The organism is Lichenibacterium minor (assembly GCF_004137685.1).
In the GTDB taxonomy this organism is placed as follows: Bacteria; Pseudomonadota; Alphaproteobacteria; order Rhizobiales; family Beijerinckiaceae; genus Lichenihabitans; species Lichenihabitans minor.
The window spans coordinates 1-14,089 of the sequence record NZ_QYBB01000020.1 but is presented as its reverse complement, the minus strand read 5'-3'; the positions used below and the strand labels follow the sequence as shown (position 1 = coordinate 14,089).

Here is a 14,089-nt window from a genome sequence, read left to right as displayed (position 1 = left end):
CTCACCCCCGCCCATCGCCGCCGCGCCGGATCCCCCCGTCGAGCGAGATGGCGGCGTGGATGAGGGCTAGGTGGCTGAGGCCCTGGGGCAGGTTGCCGAGGAAGTCGCCCGTCTTCGGGTCCACCATCTCGGCGAGCACGCCGACGCCCGACGGCAGGGCCGCCAAGGCCTCGTCCATCAGCGCGACGGCCTCGTCGCGCCGCCCGAGCTCCGCATAGGCTTCCGCCAGCCAGAACGTGCAGGCCAGGAAGGCGCCTTCCTCCTTCTCGGCCCCCGAATAGCGGTGGAGCCACGGCCCCCGGCTCCACAGGTGCGGCCCGGTGCCGAGCTCGCGCCGGATGGCGTCGAGGGTCGAGGACAGGCGCTCGGGCCGCTCGAAGCCGAACCGTGCCGCCAGCGCCAGCGAAGCGTCGAGGCGCTCCGTGCCGGCGTGGAACGTGTAGGCCCGCTTCCGCTCGGACCAGCAGTGCTCGTCCACCCAGGCGGCGACGCGGTCGCGCTCGCGCGACCAGCGCGGCACGCAGCTCGAAGGGATGTGGCCGGCCTCGGCCAGCTCCACCGCCCGCGCCAGCGCCTGCCAGCAGCTCACCTTGGACATGGTGTAGTGCTGCGGATCCTGCAGCTCCCACATCCCGGCGTCCTTCTGGCGCCACCGGTCGGCGCATTCGTCGGCGAGCCGGGACAGAACGAAGCCGCTCGGCCCGTCGAGCACGTTGCCGGCCCCGACGAACAGCGAGGCCGCCTCGAAGATGTCGCCGTAGATGCCGTGCTGGTGCTGGTCGGCGGCGAGGTTGCCGGTGACCACGGGGCGGGATCCCCCGTAGCCCGGCAGGTCGATCTCACGCACGGGCGGCACCGGGGCGCCGTCGAGCCGGTAGCACACCTTGGCGCCCGTTTCGCCGAGCCGGTGGATCAGCCAGGTGAAGGCCGCCTTGCTTTCCGGGATGACGCCGAGCCGCAGGAAGGCCGCCAGCGTGTAGCTGGCGTCGCGGATCCAGGCGTAGCGGTAATCGTAGTTCTTGGGGCCGCCGATGCGCTCCGGCAGCGACGTCGTGGCGGCCGCCGCGATGGCGCCGGAGGGCGAGAACAGCAGCAGCTTCAGCATCAGGGCGCTGCGCCGCACGGATTCGCGGTGCGGTCCGTCGTAGCGCAACCCGTGCGCCCAGGAGCGCCACGCCTCGTCCGACAGGTCGATGCGGGCGTCCATGTCGGCGGTCGGCGGAACGCCGAGCGGCTCGTCCTCACCCGCCACGATCGCCACCAGGCCCCGCTCGCCCGCGTGGAGCGTGCCTTCCGCCACGATCGTCCGGTCCTCCTCGCGCAGGATCGCCATGTTGGGGGTGGCGCGGAACAGGCCCAGCACCGGCCCGACGTGGAAGATGCAGCCGTTGGGGTTCGGCTGCAGCCACGGCGACACCTCGTCGCCGCGCGTGCCGAAGACCAGCTTGGCCCGCATCCGCACGGAGCCCGAGACGACCTCCACCCGCCGCGCCAGCTCGCACCAGGGCAGGCGGCCCGCCAGCGTGCTGTTCATGGATTCCGTCACCCGCGCCACCCCGGACGCGCAGGTGAAGGTCGTGTCCAGCACGTTGCTGTCTTCGCGGTATCGCCGCTCGGCGCTGAACGGATCGGCCGGCTGAAACACGAAGGAGCCGCCCGCATCGGGGTCGAGCAGCGTGTCGAACAGCGGCGCGGAATCGATGTTGGGCACGCACCACCAGGCCACGGCGCCGTCCGGCGCCAGCAACGCCACCGAGCGGCCGTCGCCCAGCGCCGCATAGTCCTGCAGCGCGAAGGCGCGGCGCTCCTCGGCGGGGTCGAGGTCGTCGGTCTGGGCGGGCATGGGGCGAGGTCCGGGAGGGTGGCGGGTGTCAAACGTCGCGCGACGCCGAGGTTCCGCCCCGCGACACCGCGCTCGACCCCCGCCCGTCCCCGGAAGCTGGCGCCGTGCCGCGGCAGGCGGCGCGTCCCGTCACAGGCCGACCGTGCGGAGCGCCGCCGCCTGCTTGTCGGCGAGGACGTTCTGGTCGAAGCCGCCGATGGCCTCGTTGAACTGCGCGAAGAAGTTCAGCTCGGCCTTCAGGTGCAGGAATACGGCGCCGAGGCCCACCGCGGCCCGGTCCATGAAGACGAACTCGCGCGGCACCGTGATGCCGCCGTGCTGCTTCAGCGCTTGGTGGACCTGGAAGGCCTCCTTGCGGCCGTACTGGCCGGGCTCGACGCCGTCCGCCACCGTGCGGACGCGGTCGTCGAGGATCGGCCCGTAGATGAAGCCCGCCCAGATGTTCAGCGTGTCGATGAGCGGCCGGCTGAGGTTCTTGAACCCCCACGTTTCGTAGGCGTGGACGATGCGGTCCCCGTCGCCGTGGCGCAGGCCCTCGTAGAGGTCGACCACCCCGCCGACGAACTTCGGCGGGAACACGCGGATGCAGCCGTAGTCGAGCAGGTTCATGCCCGCGACCTCGCCGGTCGCCGCATCGGTCCGCACCGTGTAGTTGCCGAGGTGCGGGTCGCCGTGGATCACGCCGTAATGGCTGAACGGCACCCACCACGCCTTGAACATCGCGATCGCGATGCGGTTGCGCACGTCGAGCGGCTCGTCCTTGAAGGACAGGAGCTTGCGGCCGTCGAGCCATTCCATGGTGAGGAGGCGGTCGGTGGACAGCTCCGTCTCGACCTTCGGCACCCTGACCTGGTCGACGCCGTCGAGCATCAGCGCGTAGAGGGCGGCGTGCTTGGCTTCGCGCTTGTAGTCGAGCTCCTCGCGCAGGCGGGCGCCGATCTCCTTGATGGCTTCGCGCGCGTCGATGGCGGGGCTCATGCGCCGCTGGATCGCCAGCAGCAGGTCGAGCTGCTTCAGGTCGGCCTCGACGGCCGAGGCCATGTCGGGATATTGCAGCTTGCAGGCGAGCGGCAGCCCGTCGGGCGACACGGCGCGATGCACCTGGCCGAGCGACGCCGCGGCGGCTGGCTTGAAGTCGAAGCTTTGGAACCGGTTCTGCCAGTCGAGGCCGAGTTCGGCGGCCATGCGGCGGCGCACGAAGGCGGCCCCCATCGGGGGGGCCTCGTTCTGGAGCTTGGCGAGTTCCTCGGCATATTCGGCCGGGATCGCGTCCGGGATGGTGGACAGGAGCTGCGCCACCTTCATCAGCGGGCCCTTGAGGCCGCCGAGCGCCTTGGTGAGCGCCACCGCATTGGCGGCGTCGCCCTCGCCGCCGAAGAACCGCGACCCGGCCATCCTCGCCGCCACCCCGCCGACGTTGGCACCCACGCGGGCATAGCGGGCCGCGCGGGCGGAGAAGCGGTTCTGTTCCTGGTCGGTCATCGGGGTTCGCAGCCGGAGGGAAACGGATCCCAGATGTGTTGCGCCGCACCCCGGAAGTCGAGGCCGCGCGGCACGCCAAGTGTCGCGGGGCCCGCCATGCCGCCGACGGGCGGGCCGGTGCCGGCCCGTCGGGTTCACGCCGCGGGGAGCGGCGGCGGTCGTCAGCCGGCGGCGGCCTGCTTCACCGGCAGGCCGGCGTCGGCCATGTGGGTGGCGAGCTCGCCCGACTGGAACATCTCGCGGACGATGTCGCAGCCGCCCACGAACTCGCCCTTGACGTAGAGCTGCGGGATCGTCGGCCAGTTGGTGTATTCCTTGATCCCCTGGCGCAGCTCGGCGTCCTCGAGCACGTTGACGCCCTTGTAGGGCACGCCGAGGTAGTCGAGGATCTGCACGCACTGGCCCGAGAACCCGCACATGGGGAACTGCGGCGTGCCCTTCATGAAGAGCACGACGTCGTTGCTCTTGACCTCGGCGTCGATCGTCTCGTGTGCGCTGGGCATGGTGTCGTCCTTTCGCCTCGCGTTGCGACCCGGCCGCCCCGCTTTGCCGCATCATATAGGACCGGCGGAATATCGGCACCAGGGAGCATGGGCGGGTCGCTCCACCGGCTTCGCCGCCCGTACCGGGCGGCGGCGCGCTTTCGCGCCGCCGGCGGTCGAAACTCTCCGCCGCCGGTATAACGCAAACTTCACCGTTGGCGCGCTGATCATCCCCCTCCAGTCCGCGGCGGGTGAGGGTGAGATGGCAGGAGCGGAACACGACGTGGCCGCCCTCGTCCGGATGAAGGCGACCCGGGACTCCGCCCTGGCGGCGCAGCGGGCCCGGGAAGACCGGCGGTCGCAGGCGATGGACCTCGGCCTGATGCAATCGCAAGCGCGGTCGCGCTGGCCCGCCTGCATGGCGCTGCTGCGGGGCCTGGCCGGGAATTATGCCCGGCGGTCCGTGGAGCTCGGCATCACCGTCGAGGTCGAGGACGTGGTCCGCCTCCGCGCCTGGCTCCCCGAAGTGTCGATCCACATCGCCCGGGGCGACGGGGCGCTGGGGACGCAGCTGCTCTTCAGGATGGCCAGGGACGGCCGCACGTTCTGCAGCGTCCGGCAGACGAAGGGGTGGCGGCAGGACAACCTGAACCGCGAAGACCGCCCGTTCGCCATGTCGGAGCGGCACGTCAGGATGCTGCTGAGGACGGTGGTGCAGATCCTGATCGTCCACTGAAGGCGAGGCGGGCCCGGCCCGCCTCCGCCCCGCGGCTATTCCGCCGCGGTCTGCAGCGCCAGGGCGTGGAGCACGCCGCCCATGTTGCCCTTCAGCGCCGCGTAGACGGCCTGGTGCTGCTTCACCCGGCTCATGCCCTTGAAGGACGGCGACACCACGGTGGCGGCGTAGTGATCGCCGTCGCCCGCGAGGTCGCGGATCTCCACGCGGGCGTCGGGGAAGGATTCCTTGATGAGCCGCTCGATCTCGGCCGCTTCCATCGCCATCGTGGTCTACTCCGCAGCCTGGGCCATGCCGCCCGCCATGAAGCGCGGCATCCATTCGTCGCGCACGCGCCGGATCTCGCTCACCTGTATGGCGGCCTCGCCGGGCAGGATCAAGGACGCGCCGCCGGTGGTGCCGATGCGGTCGACCGGCACGTCCCCGGCCCGCTCCAGGATGGCGTCGGCCTGCGCCTCGGTGCAGCTCACGAGGTAGCGGCCCTGGTCCTCGCCGAACAGCGCCGCATGCGACGGGAGGCCGCCGAGCGCGCCGGTGTCGAGCTTCACCCCGATGCCGTTCGCCAGCGTCATCTCGGCGAGCCCCACCGCGAGCCCGCCGTCCGACAGGTCGTGGACCGCGGACACGCGGCCGTCCCGCACGAGGGCGCGGACGAAATCGCCGTGGCGGCGCTCCGCGGCGAGGTCGACGGGCGGGGGCGCGCCCTCGGCCCGGCCGCACACGTCGCGCAGGTACAGCGACTGGCCGAGCCAGCCGCGGGTTTCGCCGACGAGCAGCACCGCTTCGCCGCCAGCCGCGAAGGCCGAGCGGGCGACCCGCGCCACGTCGTCGACGAGGCCGACGCCGCCGATGGTGGGGGTGGGCAGGATGCCGCGCCCGCCGGTCTCGTTGTAGAGCGACACGTTGCCCGACACGATGGGGAAGTCGAGCGCGCGGGCGGCTTCCCCGATGCCGCGGATGCAGCCAACGAGCTCGCCCATGGCTTCGGGCTTCTCGGGGTTGCCGAAGTTGAGGTTGTCGGTGAGCGCCAGCGGCAGGGCGCCGACGGCCGACAGGTTGCGCCACGCTTCCGCCACGGCCTGCTTGCCGCCCTCGAACGGGTCCGCCGCGCAATAGCGCGACGTCACGTCGGCGGTCAGCGCCAGGCCCTTCGGCCCGTCCTCGACGCGCACCACCGCGGCGTCGGCGCCGCCGGGGCCCACGATCGTGTTGCCGCCGATGAGGTGGTCGTATTGCTGCCAGGCCCAGCGCTTGGACGCGAGGTCGGGCGTGCCGAGGAGGTGGAGCAGCGCCGCGCCGTCGCGCATCGGCGCCGGCACGTCGGAGGGGGCGAGCACCGCGCGCTTCGGCGCCTCGACGTGGGGCCGGTCGTAGAGCGGCGCCTGATCGCCGAGCTCCTTGATGGGCAGGTCGGCCTTCACCTCCCCGCCGTGCTTGATGACGAAGCGCAGCGTGTCCGTCGTCCTGCCGATGACGGCGAAGTCGAGTTCCCACTTGCGGAACACCGCCTCGGCCTCGGCCTGCTTGGCCGGGTCGAGCACCATGAGCATGCGCTCCTGGCTTTCCGACAGCATCATCTCGTAGGCCGTCATGCCGGGCTCGCGGCACGGCACGGCGTCGAGGTCGAGCTCGATGCCGAGGTCGCCCTTCGCGCCCATCTCCACCGCCGAGGAGGTGAGGCCGGCGGCGCCCATGTCCTGGATGGCGATGACGGCGCCGGTCCGCATCAGCTCGAGGCAGGCTTCGAGCAGCAGCTTCTCGGCGAAGGGGTCGCCGACCTGCACGGTCGGGCGCTTGGCCAGGGCGTCGTCGTCGAAGGCCGCCGACGCCATGGCGGCGCCGCCGATGCCGTCGCGGCCCGTCTTCGAGCCGAGGTAGACGATGGGTTTCCCCACCCCCGTGGCCTTGGAATAGAAGATGCCGTCCGTGCGGGCGAGGCCCACCGCCATGGCGTTGACGAGGATGTTGCCGTTATACGAAGGGTCGAAGGCGATGCCGCCGCCCACCGTCGGCACGCCGAAGGAATTGCCGTAGCCGCCGATGCCCGCCACCACGCCCGCCACGAGGTGGCGCGTCTTCGGGTGGTCGGGCGAGCCGAAGCGCAGCACGTCCAGGCAGGCGACCGGCCGCGCCCCCATGGTGAACACGTCGCGCAGGATGCCCCCCACCCCGGTCGCCGCGCCCTGGTAGGGCTCGATGAAGGAGGGGTGGTTGTGGCTTTCCATCTTGAACACGCAGGCGAGCCCGTCGCCGATGTCCACCACGCCGGCGTTCTCGCCCGGGCCCTGGATGACGCGCGGCCCCGCCGTGGGCAGCCCGCGCAGGTGCAGGCGCGACGACTTGTAGGAGCAGTGCTCGTTCCACATGGCCGACACGATGCCGACCTCGGTCCAGGTCGGGGTGCGGCCGCCGATCAGGGCGACGAGCCGCTCGTATTCGTCGGGCTTGATGCCGTGGGCCGCGACGATGTCGGGCGTGATCGCGGGGTCCGGGCGCGCCAAGGGGTGGTCTCCGTGAGATGCTCGGGGGAGCGTTACGGCGGAGACGCCCCCGAGGCAAGGCGATGGGCGGCCGGGCTCGGCCGGCCAGCTTCGCCGCGACCAGCCCGACCTTCTCGGACGCTGACTCCGGGCCGTCGACGGTCGCGGCCGGATGCCCCCTCACGTCCAGTAGAGCACCTTCGCCTGCGGCAGGTGCCGCCCGAGCAGCCCCGTCAGCTCCGCCCGCATCTCCTTCATGGTGGCGGCCGGGTAGACGTGCTTGACGGATCCGAACTTGGTCAGCTTGCGGGAGCGCTTCTCCTCGTCCATCTCGAGCTTGGAGGCCGGGTACCAGCCCTGCAGCACGCCCTTCGATTTCGGCGTGAAGCGGTGGGTGATGAGTTCGGCCGTGAGGTCCAGGTCCGGCGCGCCCGCGAGTTCCCGCGCCGCGTCGGCGAACAGCGCCGCGTAGCCGGTGCGCCAATCGTCGACGGGCTGGATCGGCGCCACCGTCAGCCCCACCCTGTATCCCGCGCGGGCGAGCTGCCCCAGCGCGCGCAGCCGCTCGGGCAGGGGGCTGGTGCCGCCCTCGAAGCGGATGAGGTGCGCGGCGTTGACCGACATCCGCACGCGCGTCCGCCCGCGGTGCTCCAGCCCGAGCAGGGGCGACACGTCGGCGAACTTGGTGGTGAAGCGGAGCTGCACGGGCGCGTCCCACCGCCCGAAGAAGCTCACCGCTTCCGACAGCGACCCCGTCAGGTGCTCGACGCCGAGCGGATCGGCGTAGCAGGAGGCTTCGAAGGTCGTGCCCTCGCCCGAGCGCTCCGCCGACGCGGACGTGACCGTGCCCTGGCCCACGTAGGCGGCGAGCCCGTCGAAGATCTCCTCGACGTTGGCGTAGACGCGGGTGATGGGCGGGCCGGCCAGCGAGCCCGCGAGATAGCAATACTGGCAATGCGCCGGGCAGCCCTCGGCGAGGTCGAAGCGCCAGTCGGCGGAAGGGGGGATCGGCTGCAGCCGGCGCTTCGCCGCCGAGGCCACCACGATCGCCATCGTGTTCTTGGCGAGCCGGTAGTCGGCGGCGGGGCTTTCGCCGGACGCCAAGCCCGTCAGCCGGTCGTTGGGCAGTTCCACCACCTCGGCGCCGAGCGCGGCGGCGCGCTCCGCCATCGCGAGCGCCCGCGGGAAGGCCCTGGCGCCCCGCGTCACGAGCACGCGCTTCGGCCGCCACAGGCGGTGGTGGCGCAGCGGCGGCAGCGCGTCCGGGTGGAGCAGGGGAGCGGCGGCGCCCGCGAACAGGTGCGGCGCCGGGGCGGTGGGGGCGGTGTCCATGCCGCGCCAACGCGCGACGGCCGGAGCCGGGCGCCGCAGCCCTTTGACGCTGGCGAGCCGGGCGCCATATCGGGTCACCAAGCCCGCGCGGCGCCTGAGCGGAGCCCGTTTCCGCATCGCGAAGCGATCCAACGGAAACGGCATGTCCGCCCAGCCCCAAGCCCCGACGATCTTCGACCGCGCCCTGATCCGGCGCCGCCTCGCCCGCGCCGCGGCTTCGGGCGCCGAGGATTTCCTCGTCGCCCGCGCGGCGGAGGACCTCGTCGAGCGCTTGAGCGTGGTGAAGCGCGACTTCCGCCGCGTGCTCGACCTCGGCAGCCCGCGCCCGGACGTCGCCCTGGCGCTCGCCGCCGCGCTGCCGGGGGCCGACATCGTCCGCCTGTCGCCCGTGCCGGGCGCCCTGGGCGTCGGGCGCTTCGCCGCCGTCGTGGGCGACGAGGAGCGCCAGCCCTTCGGGCCCGCGAGCTTCGACCTCGTCGTGTCGTGCCTGTCGCTCCACGCCGTCAACGACTTGCCGGGCGCGCTCGTGCAGGCGCGCCGCTCGCTGAAGCCCGACGGCCTGTTCCTGTGCTGCCTCCTCGGCGGCGGCACCCTCAACGAGCTGCGCACGGCGCTGTCGGTGGCGGAATCGGAGGTGCGGGGCGGCGCGAGCCCGCGGGTGGCGCCCTTCTCGGACCTGCGCGACCTCGGCGGCCTGCTGCAGAGGGCCGGCTTCGCGCTGCCCGTGACCGACACGGAGCCTCTCGTGGTGCGCTACCGCGACCTCGGCCGCCTGTTCGGCGACCTGCGCGCCATGGGGGCCACCAACGCCCTCGCGCTGCGCCACCGCGGGCCGATGCCCCGCGCCGTGCTGGCGCGGGCCGCCGACGTCTACGCGACGCGCTTCTCGGACCCCGACGGGCGGCTGCGCGCCACCTTCGACGCGGTGTGGCTGTCCGGCTGGGCGCCGCACGACAGCCAGCAGAAGCCGTTGAAGCCCGGCTCGGCCGCCATGTCGCTCGAAGCCGCCCTGAAGGCGAAGGGCTAGAAACCGTCGTGAACCACCGGCGACGGCTCCGGTGGAGCCGTCGCCGGTGGTTCACGACTGCCGCCCGCCCGGGCGGCGTCAGGCCGCGTTGGTGGAGGCCTGCTGCTGGGTGAGGACGCCGTACAGGCCCGCGGCGTCGCGCGTGGCGCGCAGCTTGGCCACGATGCGGGGCTCGCGCAGCACGCGGGCGATGCGGGCCAGCGCCTTGAGGTGGTCGGCGCCCGAGGCTTCCGGCGCCACCAGGAGAAAGGCGAGGTCCACCGGCGCGCCGTCGAGCGATTCGAACTCGATCGGCCGTTCCAGCCGGGCGAAGACGCCGACGATCCTGCCGCAGTTGACCAGCTTGCCATGGGGGATCGCGATGCCGTTGCCGACCCCCGTCGAGCCCAGCCGCTCCCGCTGCAGCACGGCGTCGTAGATTTCCCGCGCGCCCAGGCCCGACACGGCGGCGGCACGCTCGCTCATCTCGTGCAGGGCCGATTTCTTGGTGTTCACGCGCAGCGCCGGCAGGATGGCATCGGCGGTGATCAGATCGTTGAGCGGCATCACGTGAACCTGTAGGCGGCGTGCCACCACGCGGCAACTTCCGTGCCAGCCATCCCGGCACGGTGGCCCGCCGCCGGAGCGGGGCACCGCATAGCACGGGTCAGGGGCGGTCGGCCAACCCCCCGGCGGGCTTCGACGGATCGATCCAGCCGATATGCCCGTCGCTGCGCCGATACACCACGTTGAGCTCGCCCGCGGCGCTCGGCCGGAACATCAACACCTGGGCCCCCGACATGTCGAGTTCCAGCACCGCCGCCGACACCGACAGCGTCCTCACGGCGACGCCCGATTCCGCCACCACGGTGGCGCTGAAGTCGGCCTCCACCTCCTCGCCGGCGGGGGCTTCGAGCGTCCGGTAGCTCACCATCGCGGACGCGGCGAGGTCGTCGGGCTCGGGCGCGTCCACCAGGGTGGCGTCCGGCCGGGCGCGCTGGGCGCTGCGGTCCTTCAAGCGCCGCTTGTGGCGGCGCAGGCGCTTTTCCAGCCGCTCCACGGCCTGGTTCACCGTGGCGTAGGGGTCGTGGGCATGCCCTTCGGACTGGAGCGTGATGCCGGCGGGCAGGTGGAGCACCATGTCGGCGCGAAAGGCGGAGCCGTCCGGCTGCAGCGTGACGTGGCCCGTGGCCTCGCGGTCGAAATACTTGGCCAGGGCGGCGCCGACGCGCTCCCGCGCGTGGACCTGCAGGGATTCGCCGATGTCCAGGTTCTTGCCCGACACGCGCAGCACCATGACCCGTCCTCCCCCTATGGCCTCGTCCCCCGGCCCTCCACCGGAGGTGCCGAGATGTCGCAGTCTACGGCGGGCCCTCCGCATTGGTTCCGGGCCGCCCGGGGGGCGCCGGGTTGCGGCGCGGTCGGGGGCGCACTAGTTCAGCACCGTCATCGCGGGCCGCCGTCCGGCGCGGGATCCCTCCATCGCCCCTGGGGCCCCGTCCCTTGCCGTTCCCGGATCCCTTCATCCCCGCCCCGCCCGACGCCCCGCAGGACATCCCGTCCGCGCTGCGGCTGGCGATCGATGCCGCGGGCCGGTTCCGCGGCGCCACGGCGCCCAACCCCACCGTCGGCTGCTGCCTGCTCGATGCCGGAGGCCGCGTGCTCGCGCTCGACGCCCACCGCCGGGCCGGCACCGCCCATGCCGAAGCGGGCGCCATCGCGGCCGCGCGGGCCGCCGGCACGGCGGGGCGCATCCACACCGTGGTGGTGACGCTGGAGCCCTGCGACCACCACGGCCGCACCCCGCCCTGCACGGAAGCGATCCTGTCGACGCCCGCGCGCCGCGTGGTGATCGGCGCCGTCGATCCCAACCCCGCTGTGGCGGGCGGCGGCGCCGGGCGCCTCGCCCGCGCCGGCCTCGACGTGTCCCTGGCCGACGACGTCCCCGGCTGCGCCGACCTCGCCGCGCGGTGCCGGAGCCTCGTCGCCCCGTTCGGCAAGCGCGCCACCACGGGCCGCCCCTTCGTCACCGTGAAGCAGGCGCTCGACCCCGCGGGCTCGATGATCCCGCCCCCGGGCGCCAAGACCTTCACGTCCGAGCCGGCGCTGCGCCTCGCCCACGCGCTGCGCCGGCGGGCCGACGCGGTCCTCACTGGTTCCGGCACCGTGCTCGGCGACGACCCGGGCTTCGACGTCCGCCGCGTGCCGGACCATCCCGGCCGCCGGCGCCAGCTCGCCGTGCTGGACCGCCGCGGCCGCGTGCCCCCGGCCTGGCTCGAAGCCGCGGCGGCGCGTAACCTCGACGCTTTCGCGGTCGATGACATCGGATCGGCGCTGGACCGGCTCGGCGCCGCGGGCGCCCTCGAGGTCCTGGTCGAGGCCGGGCCCGCCGTGCTGGCGAGCGTCGCCGCGGCGGGGCTCTGGGACGAGTGGGTGGTGATCCGCAAGGGCGAAGGCTCGGCGCCGGACCGGGCCGAGGTCCGCCGGCCCGACGGCGCGGTCGAAACCCTGGAGCTGGCGTGATGGCCGGTCGGGGCACGGGAGGATTCATGGCGGCTTGGGACGACGCGGTGGCCGGCCTGCGGGCGGGCGGCACGGTGCTGTTGACCGACGAGGCGCGCGACGGCGCGGCCCATCTCGTCGCGCCGTCGCCGCTGCACCTCGACGCGGTGTCGCGCCACGGGCGCGGCGACATCATGGTCGCCGTGGCACCGCACGCGGACGTCGGCCCGGTGGCGCAGGGCATCGAGGTCGTCCGGGCCGCGCCCCGCACCGGCGGGGTGCTGCTGGTTCCCGAGCCCGTCGAGGCCGCGCACGACCTCGTGGCGGCTGCGGGCGTCGCCGGCCCGGCCGTCCTGCGCGCCGCGGCGCTGCCCGGCGGCGTGCTGGCGCGGGCCGGCGAGGCCCGGGCCTTCGCGGCGCGGCTCGGCCTGCCGCGCCTGTCGATCCAGGACGTGGTGGCGCACCGCCTGGCCACGGAAACCATCGTCGAGGAGGTCGCGTCGGCGCAGCTGCCGTCGCTGTATTCCGACCAGCCCCTGGAGGTGCACGCGTTCCGGGGGCTGCTCGACGGCACCGAGCACCTGGCCCTGGTGCGCCGCCCCGGCGGCCTCGGGCCGTTCGGCCCCGAGCCGCTGGTGCGGCTCCATTCCGAATGCCTGACCGGCGACGCGCTGGGGTCGCTGCGCTGCGACTGCGGCGACCAGCTGCGGGGCGCCCTGAAGCAGATCGGCGAAGACCCGCAGGGCGGCGTCGTGGTCTACCTCCGCGGCCAGGAGGGGCGCGGCATCGGCCTCGCCAACAAAATCCGCGCCTATGCGCTGCAGGAGCGCGGCCTCGACACCGTGGAAGCCAACGCCGAGCTCGGCTTTCCCGCCGACATGCGCGACTACGGCATCGCGGTGCAGATCCTGGCCGCGCTGGGCATCGCGCGGCTGCGGCTCCTGTCCAACAACCCCCGCAAGCGCTCGGCCCTGGAGCGATACGGCGTCGCCGTGGCGGAGCGCCGCGCGCTGCGCATCGGCCCGAACCCCCATAACGCGACCTATCTCGAAACCAAGCGCATCAAGCTCGGGCACGACCTCGCGGGTGTGAAGGCCGTGTCCGAACAGTGAAACCGCGAGCGGATCATCCCGCAGGAGCCAGCGTGTCCGACGTCGACCTGAACAGCGCTCCCGCGTCGCCCGACGCGTCCCCCGAACGGCTCGCCTACGAGATGGAGCAGCTGAGCCAGCTCAACATCACGCTGGCGGCGGACCTCGACCTCGACACCCTCACCCAGTCGATCATCGACACCGGGACGCGGCTGACGGGCGCCAAATACGGCTCCTTCTTCGAGCGCGTGGCGACCGCACCCGGCGAGCCCGAGCTGTGGAAGCTCGCGAGCCTGACGGGGGCGCCGCTGACCGCCTTCACGCGCTTCGGCCTGCCGCGCGAAACGTCGCTGTTCCGCCCGAGCTTCCGCAACGAGGGCGTGGTCCGCTCCGACGACGTGCCGAACGACCCCCGCTACGGCTCGATGGGCGGCATGCCGAAGGGCCATCTGCCGGTGCGCAGCTACATGGCGGTGTCGGTGGTGTCGCGCACGGCGGGCATCACCGGGGCGCTGCTCTTCGGCCACCCCGAGCCGGCGCGCTTCACCGAGCGCGAGGAGCGCTTCATCGTCGGCTTCGCCGCCCAGACCGCCGTGGCGATCGACAACGCCCGCCTGTTCCGCTCGCTCGACGCGGAGAACCGCGAGCGCCGCCGCTCGGAAGCGCGCTTCCGCGCCGCCATCGCGGCCGTGCAGGGGGTGCTGTGGACCACCGACGCCGACGGCCGCATGGTCGACCCGCAGGAGGGCTGGGAAGGGCTCACCGGCCAAACCTTCGCCGAATACGAGGGCGACGGCTGGGCGGCGGCGCTTCTGCCCGACGACGCCCAGCCCACGGTGGACGCGTGGCGCGAGTCCCTGGCGGAGCGCAAAACCTTCGTGTTCGAGCACAGGGTGCGGGTGCGCTCCGGGCTTTACCGCACCTTCGCGATCCGCGCCGTGCCGGTCGTCGACGAGACCACGGGCGCGGTGCGCGAATGGGTCGGCGTCCACACCGACATCACCGAGCAGCGCGCCGCCGAAGCGCGGCTCGAAGCGGCGCGCGAGGCCGCCGAAGGCGCCAACCGCGCCAAGAGCCAGTTCATCGCCAACATGAGCCACGAGCTGCGCACGCCGCTGTCCGCCGTGATCGGCTA

Annotated in this window: 13 protein-coding genes; 5 read left to right on the top strand and 8 right to left on the bottom strand. The window is 73.2% G+C overall.

Annotated features, from left to right (window positions below):
* Nucleotide 1: 1 nt before the first annotated feature.
* The 3 genes from D3273_RS16535 to grxD all read right to left on the bottom strand — a co-directional run bounded on the left by D3273_RS16535 (nucleotide 2) and on the right by grxD (nucleotide 3,828).
* Complete coding sequence (locus D3273_RS16535; protein ID WP_129228000.1) at nucleotides 2-1,843, bottom strand: glycoside hydrolase family 15 protein; 1,842 nt, start codon at nucleotides 1,841-1,843, stop codon at nucleotides 2-4.
* A gap of 129 nt (nucleotides 1,844-1,972) precedes the next feature.
* Nucleotides 1,973-3,325, bottom strand: coding sequence for an ABC1 kinase family protein (locus D3273_RS16530; RefSeq protein ID WP_129227999.1), 1,353 nt, complete (start codon nucleotides 3,323-3,325; stop codon nucleotides 1,973-1,975).
* 161 nt (nucleotides 3,326-3,486) lie between these two features.
* Complete coding sequence (gene grxD, locus D3273_RS16525) at nucleotides 3,487-3,828, bottom strand: Grx4 family monothiol glutaredoxin (protein WP_129227998.1); 342 nt, start codon at nucleotides 3,826-3,828, stop codon at nucleotides 3,487-3,489.
* Between the two features lie 241 nt (nucleotides 3,829-4,069).
* On the opposite strand from grxD, the gene D3273_RS16520 reads away from it, so the two are divergent.
* On the top strand, nucleotides 4,070-4,543 hold the full coding sequence (locus D3273_RS16520; protein ID WP_129227997.1) for a hypothetical protein: 474 nt from the start codon (nucleotides 4,070-4,072) through the stop codon (nucleotides 4,541-4,543).
* A 35-nt stretch (nucleotides 4,544-4,578) separates the two neighbouring features.
* Here D3273_RS16520 and D3273_RS16515 read toward each other — a convergent pair whose 3' ends face one another.
* From D3273_RS16515 to D3273_RS16505, 3 genes are all read right to left on the bottom strand, one after another.
* A complete protein-coding gene (locus D3273_RS16515) occupies nucleotides 4,579-4,809 on the bottom strand; it encodes a BolA family protein (protein ID WP_129227996.1) in 231 nt (76 codons plus the stop codon).
* 6 nt (nucleotides 4,810-4,815) lie between these two features.
* Nucleotides 4,816-7,044 carry a phosphoribosylformylglycinamidine synthase subunit PurL gene (gene purL / locus D3273_RS16510; protein WP_129227995.1) on the bottom strand — a complete coding sequence of 743 codons (2,229 nt, stop codon included), beginning with the start codon at nucleotides 7,042-7,044 and terminating at the stop codon, nucleotides 4,816-4,818.
* 159 nt (nucleotides 7,045-7,203) lie between these two features.
* The gene (locus tag D3273_RS16505; protein ID WP_245501217.1) at nucleotides 7,204-8,355 is read right to left on the bottom strand and encodes an SPL family radical SAM protein; all 1,152 of its coding nucleotides are present in this window, start codon (nucleotides 8,353-8,355) and stop codon (nucleotides 7,204-7,206) included.
* A 142-nt stretch (nucleotides 8,356-8,497) separates the two neighbouring features.
* On the opposite strand from D3273_RS16505, the gene D3273_RS16500 reads away from it, so the two are divergent.
* A complete protein-coding gene (locus D3273_RS16500) occupies nucleotides 8,498-9,382 on the top strand; it encodes a methyltransferase domain-containing protein (RefSeq protein ID WP_129227994.1) in 885 nt (294 codons plus the stop codon).
* A gap of 78 nt (nucleotides 9,383-9,460) precedes the next feature.
* On the opposite strand, the gene D3273_RS16495 is transcribed toward D3273_RS16500, so the two are convergent.
* Both D3273_RS16495 and hpf read right to left on the bottom strand, forming a co-directional pair.
* Complete coding sequence (locus D3273_RS16495; protein ID WP_129227993.1) at nucleotides 9,461-9,928, bottom strand: PTS sugar transporter subunit IIA; 468 nt, start codon at nucleotides 9,926-9,928, stop codon at nucleotides 9,461-9,463.
* 100 nt (nucleotides 9,929-10,028) lie between these two features.
* Nucleotides 10,029-10,658, bottom strand: a complete 630-nt coding sequence (gene hpf / locus D3273_RS16490; protein ID WP_129227992.1) for a ribosome hibernation-promoting factor, HPF/YfiA family — start codon at nucleotides 10,656-10,658, stop codon at nucleotides 10,029-10,031.
* 206 nt (nucleotides 10,659-10,864) lie between these two features.
* Between hpf and ribD the strand changes: the two genes are divergently transcribed.
* The 3 genes from ribD to D3273_RS16475 form a co-directional block, all read left to right on the top strand.
* On the top strand, nucleotides 10,865-11,884 hold the full coding sequence (gene ribD, locus D3273_RS16485) for a bifunctional diaminohydroxyphosphoribosylaminopyrimidine deaminase/5-amino-6-(5-phosphoribosylamino)uracil reductase RibD (protein WP_245501216.1): 1,020 nt from the start codon (nucleotides 10,865-10,867) through the stop codon (nucleotides 11,882-11,884).
* 26 nt (nucleotides 11,885-11,910) lie between these two features.
* Nucleotides 11,911-12,975, top strand: coding sequence for a GTP cyclohydrolase II (ribA, locus tag D3273_RS16480; RefSeq protein ID WP_245501215.1), 1,065 nt, complete (start codon nucleotides 11,911-11,913; stop codon nucleotides 12,973-12,975).
* 32 nt (nucleotides 12,976-13,007) lie between these two features.
* The coding region (locus tag D3273_RS16475; RefSeq protein WP_281011303.1) for a GAF domain-containing protein at nucleotides 13,008-14,089 on the top strand (1,082 nt) is incomplete at its 3' end.

What these genes read in the sequence shown, in the direction of transcription:
- D3273_RS16535 (WP_129228000.1), bottom strand. Translation starts at nt 1,843, where the DNA reads ATGCCCGCCCAGACCGACGACCTCGACCCCGCCGAGGAGCGCCGCGCC.
- D3273_RS16530 (WP_129227999.1), bottom strand. Translation starts at nt 3,325, where the DNA reads ATGACCGACCAGGAACAGAACCGCTTCTCCGCCCGCGCGGCCCGCTAT.
- grxD (WP_129227998.1), bottom strand. Translation starts at nt 3,828, where the DNA reads ATGCCCAGCGCACACGAGACGATCGACGCCGAGGTCAAGAGCAACGAC.
- D3273_RS16520 (WP_129227997.1), top strand. Translation starts at nt 4,070, where the DNA reads ATGGCAGGAGCGGAACACGACGTGGCCGCCCTCGTCCGGATGAAGGCG.
- D3273_RS16515 (WP_129227996.1), bottom strand. Translation starts at nt 4,809, where the DNA reads ATGGCGATGGAAGCGGCCGAGATCGAGCGGCTCATCAAGGAATCCTTC.
- D3273_RS16505 (WP_245501217.1), bottom strand. Translation starts at nt 8,355, where the DNA reads ATGGACACCGCCCCCACCGCCCCGGCGCCGCACCTGTTCGCGGGCGCC.
- D3273_RS16500 (WP_129227994.1), top strand. Translation starts at nt 8,498, where the DNA reads ATGTCCGCCCAGCCCCAAGCCCCGACGATCTTCGACCGCGCCCTGATC.
- D3273_RS16495 (WP_129227993.1), bottom strand. Translation starts at nt 9,928, where the DNA reads ATGCCGCTCAACGATCTGATCACCGCCGATGCCATCCTGCCGGCGCTG.
- hpf (WP_129227992.1), bottom strand. Translation starts at nt 10,658, where the DNA reads ATGGTGCTGCGCGTGTCGGGCAAGAACCTGGACATCGGCGAATCCCTG.
- ribA (WP_245501215.1), top strand. Translation starts at nt 11,911, where the DNA reads ATGGCGGCTTGGGACGACGCGGTGGCCGGCCTGCGGGCGGGCGGCACG.